Source organism: Afipia sp. 1NLS2, assembly GCF_000178995.1.
Classification (GTDB): Bacteria; Pseudomonadota; Alphaproteobacteria; order Rhizobiales; family Xanthobacteraceae; genus Afipia.
In genome coordinates, this window is the sequence record NZ_ADVZ01000001.1 from 189,788 (window position 1) to 202,308 (window position 12,521).

At 61.0% G+C, this 12,521-nt stretch carries 10 protein-coding genes and 1 tRNA gene; all 11 read right to left on the reverse strand.

Going from position 1 to position 12,521, the window contains the following annotated elements; translation table 11 throughout:
• Positions 1-129: 129 nt before the first annotated feature.
• Complete coding sequence (locus AFIDRAFT_RS00960) at positions 130-1,182, reverse strand: DUF2778 domain-containing protein (protein ID WP_040297681.1); 1,053 nt, start codon at positions 1,180-1,182, stop codon at positions 130-132.
• 291 nt (positions 1,183-1,473) lie between these two features.
• Positions 1,474-1,549 (reverse strand) — tRNA-Lys (locus AFIDRAFT_RS00965).
• Between the two features lie 221 nt (positions 1,550-1,770).
• Complete coding sequence (locus AFIDRAFT_RS00970) at positions 1,771-3,096, reverse strand: TRAP transporter large permease (RefSeq protein ID WP_009337070.1); 1,326 nt, start codon at positions 3,094-3,096, stop codon at positions 1,771-1,773.
• Positions 3,093-3,674 carry a TRAP transporter small permease gene (locus tag AFIDRAFT_RS00975; RefSeq protein ID WP_009337071.1) on the reverse strand — a complete coding sequence of 194 codons (582 nt, stop codon included), beginning with the start codon at positions 3,672-3,674 and terminating at the stop codon, positions 3,093-3,095. The genes AFIDRAFT_RS00970 and AFIDRAFT_RS00975 overlap by 4 nt, the downstream gene beginning before the upstream one ends.
• 125 nt (positions 3,675-3,799) lie before the next feature.
• On the reverse strand, positions 3,800-4,804 hold the full coding sequence (locus AFIDRAFT_RS00980) for a TRAP transporter substrate-binding protein (protein WP_009337073.1): 1,005 nt from the start codon (positions 4,802-4,804) through the stop codon (positions 3,800-3,802).
• Between the two features lie 180 nt (positions 4,805-4,984).
• Positions 4,985-6,544: a 2-isopropylmalate synthase gene (locus AFIDRAFT_RS00985; protein WP_009337075.1), complete on the reverse strand. Its 1,560-nt coding sequence runs from the start codon at positions 6,542-6,544 to the stop codon at positions 4,985-4,987.
• 366 nt (positions 6,545-6,910) lie between these two features.
• On the reverse strand, positions 6,911-7,960 hold the full coding sequence (locus AFIDRAFT_RS00990; RefSeq protein WP_009337077.1) for a polyphosphate kinase 2 family protein: 1,050 nt from the start codon (positions 7,958-7,960) through the stop codon (positions 6,911-6,913).
• A 96-nt stretch (positions 7,961-8,056) separates the two neighbouring features.
• Positions 8,057-8,623 carry a YbhB/YbcL family Raf kinase inhibitor-like protein gene (locus tag AFIDRAFT_RS00995; RefSeq protein ID WP_009337078.1) on the reverse strand — a complete coding sequence of 189 codons (567 nt, stop codon included), beginning with the start codon at positions 8,621-8,623 and terminating at the stop codon, positions 8,057-8,059.
• Between the two features lie 106 nt (positions 8,624-8,729).
• A complete protein-coding gene (ilvC, locus tag AFIDRAFT_RS01000; protein ID WP_009337079.1) occupies positions 8,730-9,749 on the reverse strand; it encodes a ketol-acid reductoisomerase in 1,020 nt (339 codons plus the stop codon).
• 133 nt (positions 9,750-9,882) lie between these two features.
• Positions 9,883-10,440, reverse strand: a complete 558-nt coding sequence (ilvN, locus tag AFIDRAFT_RS01005) for an acetolactate synthase small subunit (RefSeq protein ID WP_492950893.1) — start codon at positions 10,438-10,440, stop codon at positions 9,883-9,885.
• A gap of 20 nt (positions 10,441-10,460) precedes the next feature.
• A complete protein-coding gene (locus tag AFIDRAFT_RS01010) occupies positions 10,461-12,239 on the reverse strand; it encodes an acetolactate synthase 3 large subunit (RefSeq protein WP_009337081.1) in 1,779 nt (592 codons plus the stop codon).
• Positions 12,240-12,521: the final 282 nt, after the last annotated feature.

Consider the following 12,521-nt stretch of genomic DNA (forward strand, 5'->3'; position numbering starts at 1 on the left):
CGAGTGCTGGCCGGTGCAATATATCGCGTCCGTGCATGGCGCAGATCGGCCAGCATTGGCAAGACCTCGCATCGCGTGCGTGGCCTGCAACGCGTATTATAAGATCACAAAAGGGGGAGGTCGGCCGTCTTAGGTGTCGAGGTGGGCAACCACGACGAGCTTCTTCACTTGCTGCTTCTTATAGGCCTGAAGGAAGGCGTTGTAGTTCTTGAACGACACGCATCCGTTGGAGTCGCCGTTCGGCCCCAGCATGTAAGTGTGCGCCAGAAGCCCGGTGCGGCCGTAGACGGTGCTGTCCACCGGAGTCAGGCGGATCGCCTCGACGCCGTGGAACAGGGATTCGCGCAACTTCAGTTCATAGGTCGCGGGTGGCGTGGCGCCGCGCATGCGCTCGTTGACATAACGCGGATCGTCGAGGCGGCTGCCGAGACCGGAATGCGCTTCAAGCTTGGTGCCGTCCGGCATGTAAACGGTGCGCGCCGAAATGTCATAGACGGCGGTATGGGGATCGTAGCGGCCGCCGATGCGGCTCGTGCCGTTGCTGAAGATGCCGCCATCCGGGGAGGCATAGGCCAGCGTGGTGTTGGCCGGGCGCAGCTTGCCGAACAGTCGCTCGAAGATCGACGGCTGCTTGGCCGGCTCGGCGAGCGCAACGTCCTTGTTTTCCTGCGCCGCATCCTGGCGTGAGGGGCCGTTCTTGGCGACCTCGACGGACGGACGCGGCAACGGCAGCGGAACGGCTTCCGCGGTCTCCTGTGCGACATCGTCAGGCGGTGTCACAGACGCGGTGGCGGCCACATCGACCTTGGCCTGCTTCGGAGCGGGTTCAGGTGTGACCGCTGCCCAGCGGTCCTCGAAAGCTACTCCCGACCAGCGCTCTTCAAACGCGATCGGACGGTTGAAAGACGTCGCCGGACCAAGTGGCGAGGTGGCATCCAGCAAGGCGGCGTATTGTTTTGGAAAGGCGGTCGGGGCGGGAACGGTAGTCGCGAGATCGAACGGAGGTATCGGTTGGGCCGGGAGGGCCGCTTTGCCGAGACTCGCGTTCAGAATCCAGAGGCAGGACAGACCGCCGCCGGCCAGCAGGATGCCGCCAACGAAAGTCTGCCGGATCGCCTTACGGGCACGCACCTCGCGCTCAGGCGCGCGCGGAGGTACCGGCCTGCGTGGGCGTGACTTCATCTGCCTCGTGGTATGCACTACGTCCCCCGGGCCCCCTTCGTGCATGTGGTGCACACATGCCGATAGGCCATTCAATTGCGGATTTGTCATGACGGCAACCCCGTATTTACCGGGATTCCCCCGCGACGTGCCGATGACCCATTAAATGCGGGTTTTAGTTAAATGCGGATTAAATGCCGCGAGGGTTCGAATACGCCCTATTCGCATGCGTCCGCGCACGCCGAGTTTCAGGCAAAAAGCCTTGTTCCGGCCAGCCGGATTCATCCTAACTACTTGAAAGAAGTGATGATTTGGTGGGCGATGTAGGGCTCGAACCTACGACCCGCTGATTAAGAGTCAGCTGCTCTACCAACTGAGCTAATCGCCCGGCTCCGACCGGATTAAATGTCCGTGGAAGAGGCCGTCGTTTAGCAAAGGCATCCCCTGATGTCCAGCAAAGGCGGGCATGATTTTGTTCGTAAAATCATGGCCTCCGGCGTGGACTGTGGATGACCTGCCACCGCCACGGCAGGCCTTCCCCCTGAACGCAAAAACCGCCGAAACCGGCGGCTTTCACGATTCGGACCCTCGGCAGCCCCTGTCCGCTCTCTAGAGCATCCCGAGCATGCGTGGCAGCCACAGCGAGATTTCCGGAATGAACGTCACCGCCAGCAGGAACATCAGCATCGTCATCAGCCACGGCCAGACCGCGATGGTCAGTTCGGTGATGCCCATCTTGGCGATGCCCGAAGCGACGTAGAGGTTGAGGCCGACCGGCGGGTGGCACATGCCCACTTCCATGTTCACCACCATCAGGATGCCGAGATGGACCGGATGGATGCCGAGCTTCACGGCAATCGGGAATAGCAGCGGCGCGGTGATGAGCACGATGGAGCTTGCCTCCATGACGTTGCCCGCAACCAGCAACAGCACGTTGACGAAGATCAGGAACGTCACCCAGTTCACGCCGTTGCCGATGATCCATGACGTCAATTGCTGCGGAATCTGCTCGCTCGTCATCAGGAATGAGAACAGCACCGCGTTGGTGATGATGTAGAGGATCATCGCGCTCATATTGGCGGAGCCGAGCAGTACGCGCGGCACATCCTTCAGCGTCATGTCCTTGTAGACGAACACCGCAATGAAGAACGCATAGACCGCGCTCATCGCCGCCGCTTCGGTCGGCGTGAACCAGCCCGCATAGATGCCGCCCAGCACGATGATGATCAGCAGGAGGCCCCAGATGCATTCGCGGAAGGTCTTGATGCGTTCGGCCCAATCCGCGCGGGGAAGCCGCGGGTAGTCGTTCTTCCAGGCACGATAGAATGTCGTCACGCCGAGCAAGGTTGCCAGCATGATGCCCGGAATGACGCCCGCCATGAACAATTGCCCGACAGACGCCGACAGCACGCGTTCTCCGTTCGGCCCGAGAGCGACGCTACCGCCGGTGGCGACCGAATAGATCACCATCACGATCGAAGGCGGGATCAGGATGCCGAGCGCGCCCGAGGTCGTGATGACGCCTGCACCGAACCGCTTCGGGTAGCCCTGCTCCACCATCGCCGGCAGCAGGATCGAACCGATCGCGATCACGGTCGCCGGCGACGAGCCGGAGATCGCCGCGAACAGCGCGCACGCCATAACGCCCGCAAGCCCGAGGCCACCGTACCAATGGCCGACCATCGAGGTCGCGAACTTGATCATGCGTCTGGCGACGCCGCCATGTGTGAGGAAATTACCCGCGAGAATGAAGAACGGGATCGCCATGATCTCGAAATTCTCGATACCCGTGAACAGCTTCAGCGCCACCGACTCGATCGGCACCGTCGTCATGACGAACAGGAACGTCAGCACGGTGAGGCCGAGCGCGATCGAAATCGGCATGCCGGTCAGCATCAGGGCGATGAGAAGAAGGAAAATGAAAAGCGTACTCATCGCTGGCCCTCCGGCGTTGGGCCAATTGCATTATCGACTTCGATTCCCTCGACATGCGAATGATCGTGGTGCGGCAACTCATCGGTCCGCCAGTAGCCAAAGGCGACCTGCAGAAACCGGAAGCACATCAGATAGGAGCCGAGCGGAACGCACAGATAGACGATCCAGCTCGGCCATTCGAGATCCGGCGTGGTCTGGTCGGTCAGGCTGAGGCCATAGACGAATTTCGCGCCCATGGTGCCGACAACCCCCGTGAATAACGCGCCGCACAGCAGTCCGAACAGGATCGTGGCCTTGCGCGATTTCGGCGGCAGTTTGAGAACCAGCACGTCGACGCCGACGTGAATGCCGGTGCGCACACCGTAGGCGGCACCGAACTTCGCCATCCACACGAACATGAAGATGCACAGTTCCTGCGCCCAGGACATGTGGATTTGATGCAGATACGGATAGAGAAACGAGACGCCCGAGCCGTAGCGATGCACGACCGCGATAAAAATGATCACGGTGGCCGCCCCGATCAGGAAGGTAATCAGAATTTCCTCGAGTCGATCGAGGACTCTCAAGAACAACCCCACGGCAGCCCCCCGGTACCGGTTATCGATCCGGCCTTTCGCCGGTCAGCCATAGCACGATATGATTTATCGCTTGCTGGCAAGCCGTAAACGGCCCGGCTTACCGCCGGGCCGTTAGGCTTTTCACATCATTTGCCGGATGCGGCCGCTTCCTTGCGGAACTCGGCGATCAGCTCCTTGCCGACACGGCTGCCAACTTCGTCCGCAACCGGATCGAGCGCCTTGCGCCAGGCGGCCGTTTCTTCCGGCGTCAATTTGTAGAAGGTGGTGGTACCGGCCTTCTGCATTGCCGCCAGCGCATCGTCGTTTTCCTTCTGGGCGATGTCATTGGCATAGGTGGTGGCATCCGCCATCGCCTTTTCGAGCTGACCACGCACATCCGCCGGCAGCCCGTCCCAGAACTTCTTGTTCACGATCACGGCGTAACCGAGATAGCCGTGGTTCGAGAGCGTGGCGTGCTTCTGCACCTCGTTCATCTTCTGGGTGTACATATTGGACGGCGGATTTTCGGTACCGTCGACAACGCCGGTCTGCAGAGCCTGATAGACTTCCGAGAAAGCCATCACCTGCGGGATCGAACCCAGCGCGCGCATCTGCGCTTCGAGCACCTTCGAAGACTGGATGCGCATCTTCAGGCCGCGGAAATCTTCCGGCTTATGCAGCGGCTTGTTGGCGCTCATGATCTTGAAACCGTTGTCCCAGAAGGCCAATCCCTTGATGCCCTTGGGTTCGAGCTTCGCGAGCAGCTTCTTGCCGACCTCGCCATGCGTGACGCGATTGAGCGCCGCCTTGTCCGGCATGATGTAGGGAATGTCGAAAACCTCGAATTCCTTGACGCCGAGCGGGCCGAACTTCGCCAGCGAAGGCGCAAGCATCTGCACTGCGCCAAGCTGCAGCGCCTCGACTTCTTCCTTGTCCTTGTAGAGCTGCGAGTTCGGATAGACTTCGACCTTGACCTTGCCGTTGGTGTATTTTTCAGCGAGTTCCTTGAACTTCTCGGCGCCCTTGCCCTTCGGCGTTTCCGGGGCAACGACATGGCTGAACTTGATGACGATCGGCGGCGTCTGCGCATTGACCGGTCCGACCATGAAAGCAGCGGCAAGCGAAGCTGCGGCGATAACGATTTTCCTCATAGACGTACTACCTCCCAGGCCCATAGAAATCTTGACAGCTTTTTTTGATAGCGGATCGCAACCGACCATTACAGATAATGCCGGTCAAGCCTATTGATCCTTCGCAGGAATACGACACAATTTAGAAAATAAAAAAGCGGCGCAGGGCGCCGCTTTTTTGCATCCGCGAATAAAGGTGTGTCAGCTTGCCGCAGCCGCCGGTACCTCACGCTGCCGGCGCGATATAATTTTGTTGAGCGCGCTGAGATAAGCCTTCGCCGAAGCAACCAGCGTATCAGGATCGGAACTGCGCGCCGTGACCGAACGGCCATCCTGGGACAGCCGCACCGAAACCTCGGCCTGCGCATCGGTACCGGCCGTCACGGCGTGGACCTGATACAGTTCCAGCTTGGCCTCGTGCGGCACCAGCGCCTTGACGGCATTGAACACCGCGTCCACCGGACCATTGCCCTCGGCCTCGTCGATCTGCACCTTGCCTTCGACCTCGACCTTCATGGTGGCGCGTTGCGGGCCGTTGGTGCCCGCGATCACCGTCAGCGACACCAGACGCAGCCGATCATGCGACTGCGCCAGTTCCTGATCGACCAGCGCCTCGATGTCCTCGTCGTAGATGTCCTTCTTGCGATCGGCGAGCGCCTTGAAGCGCACGAAGGCATCCTGCAACTGATTGTCCGCCAGTTCGTAGCCCAGTTCCTTCAGCTTGTGCTGGAAGGCATGGCGGCCGGAGTGCTTGCCCATCACCAGCGAGGTCTGCTTCACGCCGACGCTCTCGGGTGTCATGATCTCGTAGGTCTGCGCATTCTTCAAAACGCCATCCTGATGGATGCCGCTCTCATGCGCGAAGGCGTTCCGGCCGACGATGGCCTTGTTGTACTGCACCGGGAACGAGGTCGCCGCCGACACCACCTTCGAGGCGCGAGTCAACGCGGTGGATTCCACATCGCACCAATACGGCATCACGTCGCCGCGGGTCTTGATCGCCATCACGACTTCTTCCAGCGCGGCGTTGCCCGCCCGCTCGCCGATACCGTTGATGGTGCACTCGATCTGCCGCGCGCCGCCTTCGACGCCCGCCAGCGAGTTCGCGACCGCGAGCCCCAGATCGTCATGGCAATGCACCGAGAACACCGCCTTGTCCGCGTTCGGCACCCGCTCGCGGATGGTCTTGAACATGCGGCGATATTCTTCCGGCACCGCATAGCCCACCGTGTCGGGCAGATTGATCGTGGTCGCGCCCGCCTTGATCGCGGTTTCGACGCAGCGGCACAGATACTCGATCGGCGTGCGGGTCGAATCCATCGCCGACCACTCGACGTCGTCCACCAGATTGCGCGCCTGCGTCACCGTCGCGGTGATGATGTCGAGCACGTCTTCTTCACTCTTGCGCATCTGGTGCGCCAGATGGATCGGCGAGGTCGAGACGAAGGTATGGATGCGGCCACGCTTGGCATGGCGCACGGCTTCACCCGCGCGGGCGATATCGGCGGGGATGGCGCGAGCGAGACCCGCGATCACCGCGTTCTTGGTCTGCCGCGCGATGTCGGCGACCGCCTCGAAATCGCCGACAGAGGCGATCGGGAAGCCGGCCTCGATGATGTCGACGCCCATGGCGTCGAGCATTTCGGCGACCTCCAGCTTCTCCTCATGGGTCATGGTGGCGCCGGGGCATTGCTCGCCGTCGCGCAAGGTGGTGTCGAAAATGACGACGCGGTCCTTGCCGGACGTGGTGGGGCTGGTCATGAAATTATTCCTTTGGTCAGGGGCGCCGTTCTGGTCAAACCGGACAGGCGCAATTGGGGGTTCGAGGCTTCTTCACGGTCCCCTGAGTGCCCAGGCTGCATGCCCAGACGGCCCTCAGGGGCGGATAAGAAGCAGGAGCCCGCCAAGAAGCGAGGCGCGGACCTTCAGAGCGGCAGCCGGGCGCACGGTGAAACCGGCGGCCAAAACCGCCCTTCCCTGTGCTGCGTAGGTCATTCCGCTCGACATCGATCGCCTTGATTGCTTCCGGTGGCAACATCCTCCGCCCAAACCGTTGAGGCTTGGTTGAAACCGCCATCCGCTGTTTGTTTTAGACGATTTGACCGCTACCGCAACGCCAAATAAACGTCAGGAACGCTGTCCATTTGATGCCGCTGGCTTGGCGCCACCCACGGTGTCGGCGATCTCCTTCGGCAAGGGCGGCCTCGGGACAACCTTTGAAACGGCCTTGGCAGTTCGCTTCGTGGAAACGGCCTTGCGGCGTGGCGGCCCTTCCTTTTCCAGCGCAACCTGCGCCTTCTTCAATTCCGACGGCGAGGCTTCTGACTTGGTCGGATAAGACAGGCCGAGCTTTTCGAGCGTCGAGACGATCGTAGAACTGATGACGAGGCGCGAGAACCATTTGTGGTCCGCCGGCACCACATACCACGGCGCATAGGATGAGGAGGTGTGACGCAGGACCTCCTGATAGGCGGCGTAATACCGGTCCCACAAGGCCCGTTCCTTGACGTCAGCCAGTGAGAACTTCCAGTTCTTTGAAGGCTCATCGAGACGTTCCAGAAAGCGCTTGCGCTGTTCCTCCTTCGAGACGTGAAGGAAGAACTTCAGGACCACCGTGCCGTTGCGCGTGAGATAACGCTCGATATTGGACACGTCCTCGAACCGTTCCTGCCAGACGTTCTTGGTGACGAGACGTTGCGGAATTTTCTCCTGCGCCAGAATCTCGGGATGAACGCGGACGACGAGCATTTCCTCATAGTAGGAACGGTTGAAGATGCCGATGCGCCCGCGCTCCGGCAGCGCGATCATGCTTCGCCACATGAAGTCGTGATCGAGTTCCTTCGTGGACGGCTGCTTGAAGGAAAACACCTGACAGCCCTGCGGATTGACGCCCGACATCACATGTTCGATGGCACTGTCTTTTCCGGCCGCATCCATGCCCTGAAAGATCAAAAGCAGAGACCAGCGGTCATGTGCGTACAACGTCTCCTGCAACGCGCGAAGCCTCAGGCGGCTCGCATCGAGCAGATCCTTGGCCGTGTCCTTGTCGAGTCCGCCCTTTTCGTCAGTCTTGTGAAATTTTAAATGAAATTCTCGCGAACCATCGACCCTGAACGGATCGACATAACGTGAGAGATTGACCTCGCCGCGGGACGCTTTGCCGTTCTTCTTAGCCATCGCACTCTCCCTTCACGCGGGTCAACGCTACAGGACCGCGGATGGGTTCGCCAGCGCTGCTTTCCTGCCATGCGAGCAGCGCCGGATATGCGCGCGCTAGCGGCTAAACAACGCGACGATGGTGCCGACACCCTTGGTATGGCCTTTGAGCTTCGCCACCAGTTCGTCGCGCGTGAGTCCGGACTCAAGAGCGTTCGGCTCAAGGTCGGTCGCAATCAGGCTGAAATTGTAATGATGCAGCCCGGTGTTCGCAGGCGGGCATGGGCCAAGATAGAAATTCAACCCCGCCGTATTCTTGCCGCCGACAAACTTGTCCGATGGCTGGCCGACCTCGCCTTCCGCGAAACTGCGGCGATCAGGCGCGATGCCGTAGGCGACCCAATGATAGACGCCAAGTCCTCTGCCGCCGTCGGGATCATAGACCACAAAAGCGAAACTCTTTGTGCCTTCCGGTGGATCGGTCCACGCGAGAGCCGGCGACACGTTTTCGCCGACGCAATTCGGGTTCGTCTTGAGGGCACCGGCATGTTTCACCGGCAGCTTTCCGCCATCCGTGAAATTCGACGACGTCAGAACCAGAGGATCGGCAAACGATGCGACCGTCGCGCCCAGAAGCAGCACGCCCGCCACCGCGCAAGATCCGGCGAACCTGAAACCAGTCATGTCCAACCTCCCCTATTTTTATGTCGGGAGGAAAAATGCGAAACGCGCGGCAGCCGATCAAGCCACCGCGCGCTCACATTGAGTTTATGGAATAAACTTGAGGCTCTTAGTTCTTGGCCTTGTCGACCAGAGCGCCCTTCTTGATCCAGGGCATCATGTCGCGCAGGCGCGCGCCGACTTCCTCGATCTGGTGCGCGTTGTTGTGCGCGCGGGTCGCCTTGAACGAAGGCTGGTTGACCTTGTTCTCGAGCATCCAGTCACGCGCGAAGCGGCCGGACTGAATGTCATCGAGAATGCGCTTCATCTCCTTCTTGGTCTCGGGAGTGATGACGCGCGGACCCGACCGGTACTCGCCATATTCGGCGGTATTCGAGATCGAGTAGTTCATGTTGGCGATGCCGCCTTCATAGATCAGGTCGACGATCAGCTTCAGCTCGTGCAGGCATTCGAAATACGCCATCTCCGGCGCGTAGCCGGCTTCCACCAGCGTCTCGAAGCCGGCGCGGATCAGTTCGACGGTACCGCCGCAGAGCACGGCCTGCTCACCGAACAAGTCGGTCTCGGTTTCTTCGCGGAACGACGTCTCGATGATGCCCGCACGGCCGCCGCCGATGGCGGAGGCATAGGACAGGCCGAGGTCGTGAGCGTTGCCCGAGGAGTCCTTGTGGATCGCGATCAGGCACGGCACGCCGCCGCCACGCTGATATTCGCCGCGCACGGTGTGGCCGGGACCCTTCGGCGCCACCATCAGCACATCGAGATCTTCGCGCGGCTCGATCAGGTTGAAGTGGACGTTGAGGCCGTGGGCGAACAGGAGCGCAGCGCCCTTCTTCATGTTGTCGTGCAGATGCTCGCGGTAGATGTCGGCCTGCAGTTCGTCGGGCGTCAGCATCATCATGACGTCGGCCCACTTCGCGGCTTCGGCAACGTCCATCACCTTGAAGCCGGCGCCTTCCGCCTTCTTCGCGGAGGCCGAGCCCTTGCGCAGCGCGATCGCGACGTCCTTGACGCCGGAATCCTTCAGGTTCAGCGCGTGGGCATGGCCCTGGCTGCCGTAGCCGATGATGCAGACCTTCTTGCCCTTGATGAGGTTCAAATCGGCGTCGCGATCGTAATAAACTCGCATGGTGCTTTCCTTGTGGATGTGGGGCTTTCAGGCCCGAAACGGGCCCTTCAGGACCGGACGGCCCTCGAAATTCCCGGGTTGTCTAATGCATTTTGATGGGAAGTAAAATCGGGTTTTAGCGCGGAGCGGGCCCTCACATGCCGTCCGGACCGCGGGCGATGGCGGCCACGCCCGTGCGCGCCACCTCGACGAGGCCGAGCGGCGCCATCAACGCCACGAACTGGCTGATCTTTTCGCTGGCGCCGGTAATTTCGAACACGAAACTCTCGGTGGTGGCGTCGATCACGCGGGCCCGAAACGCATCCGCGAGCCGCAGCGCCTCGACGCGGGCATCGCCCGTGCCCTTCACCTTGACCATCGCCAGTTCGCGCTCGATGGAGCGGCCGGTCAGCGTCATGTCCACGACGCGAAAGACCGGAATCATCCGGTCAAGCTGGTGCTTGATCTGCTGGATCACCATCGGCGTGCCGGTGGTGACGATGGTGATGCGCGACATGTGCTTGTGCTGCTCGGTTTCCGACACCGTCAGGCTTTCGATGTTGTAACCGCGTCCCGAGAACAGGCCGATCACGCGCGCCAGCACGCCCGGCTCGTTCTGCACCAGCACGGAGAGCGTATGCGTTTCGTTGGGATCGTGCCGCTCTTCCATGAAGTAGGCGGAAGCGGGCTGTTCGTTCGTCTGCTTGTCCATCGCCATTACACCAGTGCCGTTTAAACCAGAGCCTTGCCGCCGGCGAAGGCCGCCGCAGTCGTTTCATCGTTGGCTTCCGCGGGCAGAAGCATTTCGTTATGCGCCTTACCCGACGGAATCATCGGGAAGCAGTTTTCCAGCGCCGCGACGCGGCAATCGAAGATCACCGGCTTCCGAACCTTGATCATCTCCTCGATCGCGCCGTCGAGATCGCCGGGCTTCACCACCTGCATGCCGACACCGCCATAGGCTTCCGCAAGCTTGACGAAATCAGGCAAGGCTTCGGAATAGGAATGCGACAGGCGGTTGCCGTGCAACAACTGCTGCCACTGGCGCACCATGCCCATGTACTGGTTGTTGAGGATGAAAATCTTCACCGGCAGATCGAACTGAACCGCCGTCGACAACTCCTGCAGCATCATCTGGATCGAAGCATCGCCCGCGATGTCGATGACGAGGCTCTTCGGATGCGCGACCTGAACGCCGATGGCGGACGGGAAGCCGTAACCCATGGTGCCGAGGCCGCCGGACGTCATCCAGCGGTTGGGCTGCTCGAAGCCGTAGAACTGCGCGGCCCACATCTGATGCTGGCCGACCTCCGTGGTGATGTAGGTGTCGCGGTTCTTGGTCGCCTCGAACAGGCGCTGGATCGCGTATTGCGGCAGGATCACATCGTCGCTCTTCTTGAACGCCAGTGAATTGCGCGCGCGCCACTTTGCGATCTGCGCCCACCACGGCTTCAGATCAGGCCGCTTGCTCTCGGCCTTGAGGCCTTCCAGCAAGTCCGCCAGCACGTTGGCGACGTCGCCGATGATCGGCACATCGACGCGGATGTTCTTGTTGATCGACGACGGGTCGATGTCGATGTGAATCTTCTTCGAGTTCGGCGAGAACGCATCCGGCCGCCCGGTGACGCGGTCGTCGAAGCGCGCGCCGACGCACAGCATGACGTCGCAATCGTGCATCGCCATGTTGGCTTCGTAGGTGCCGTGCATGCCGAGCATGCCGAGCCAGTTCTTGCCCGACGCGGGATACGCGCCGAGACCCATCAGCGTCGAGGTGATCGGGAAATTGGTCGTGCCGACCAGTTCGCGCAGCAGGCGCGTCGCTTCAAGGCCGGAGTTGATGACACCGCCGCCGGAATAGATCACCGGCCGCTTGGCGGAGGCCAGCAGCGCCACCGCCTTGCGGATCTGTGCGGCATCGCCCTTCACCCGCGGCGTATAGGACACATGGACATCGTTCTTGCGCGGCGGATGATAGGTGCCGGTCGCGAACTGCACGTCCTTCGGAATGTCGACGACGACCGGACCGGGGCGGCCCGTGGTCGCGACATAGAATGCCTCGTGCAGGATTTTGGCGAGATCGTTGACGTCGCGCACCAGCCAATTGTGCTTGGTGCAGGGCCGCGTGATGCCGACCGTGTCGCACTCCTGGAACGCATCATTGCCGATCAGGTGCGTCGGCACCTGCCCGGTGATGCAGACCAGCGGGATCGAATCCATCAGCGCGTCGGTCAGCGCCGTCACCATGTTGGTCGCGCCCGGCCCCGACGTGACAAGCGCCACGCCCGGCTTGCCGGTGGAGCGCGCATAGCCTTCGGCCGCGTGGCCCGCGCCTTGCTCGTGGCGAACGAGGATGTGCTGGACGGCGTCCTGCTGGAAAATCTCGTCATAGATCGGCAGCACCGCACCGCCCGGATAACCGAAAATGTGCTGAATGCTGTGATCCTTCAGCGCCTGCACGACCATTGCCGCGCCGGTCATCTGCCGGGATTCAGTTTTCTTCGTCTCGCTCATCTTTCGCTCCGCTGCGCCTCATGGCGCCGTCTTGGATCACGCAGGTAATAAAAAAGGCCCCCGAGAGGACCCTGTGCACACCGCCTGTCTTGGGTCGCGTCAGCTCCCCCCGGCGATGCGCCCAGGTACGACTACGACAATAAGCAAACTTGTAATTTTATTGCGCATAAGTCGATTTCTATTTCCAAAGGTTGCGCGCCTTATAGACCTCTTCGGAGAGATGTCAAGGCTGCCTCGCAGCGCACTATAGCCGCCAATCCGACGGCGGCAGAATGCCGAAAA

Excerpts from the sequence above, each read along its gene's own strand:
- AFIDRAFT_RS00960 (WP_040297681.1), bottom strand. The coding sequence starts at position 1,182 with ATGAAGTCACGCCCACGCAGGCCGGTACCTCCGCGCGCGCCTGAGCGC.
- ilvN (WP_492950893.1), bottom strand. The coding sequence starts at position 10,440 with ATGGACAAGCAGACGAACGAACAGCCCGCTTCCGCCTACTTCATGGAA.
- ilvC (WP_009337079.1), bottom strand. The coding sequence starts at position 9,749 with ATGCGAGTTTATTACGATCGCGACGCCGATTTGAACCTCATCAAGGGC.
- AFIDRAFT_RS00985 (WP_009337075.1), bottom strand. The coding sequence starts at position 6,544 with ATGACCAGCCCCACCACGTCCGGCAAGGACCGCGTCGTCATTTTCGAC.
- AFIDRAFT_RS00990 (WP_009337077.1), bottom strand. The coding sequence starts at position 7,960 with ATGGCTAAGAAGAACGGCAAAGCGTCCCGCGGCGAGGTCAATCTCTCA.
- AFIDRAFT_RS00970 (WP_009337070.1), bottom strand. The coding sequence starts at position 3,096 with ATGAGTACGCTTTTCATTTTCCTTCTTCTCATCGCCCTGATGCTGACC.
- AFIDRAFT_RS01010 (WP_009337081.1), bottom strand. The coding sequence starts at position 12,239 with ATGAGCGAGACGAAGAAAACTGAATCCCGGCAGATGACCGGCGCGGCA.
- AFIDRAFT_RS00980 (WP_009337073.1), bottom strand. The coding sequence starts at position 4,804 with ATGAGGAAAATCGTTATCGCCGCAGCTTCGCTTGCCGCTGCTTTCATG.
- AFIDRAFT_RS00995 (WP_009337078.1), bottom strand. The coding sequence starts at position 8,623 with ATGACTGGTTTCAGGTTCGCCGGATCTTGCGCGGTGGCGGGCGTGCTG.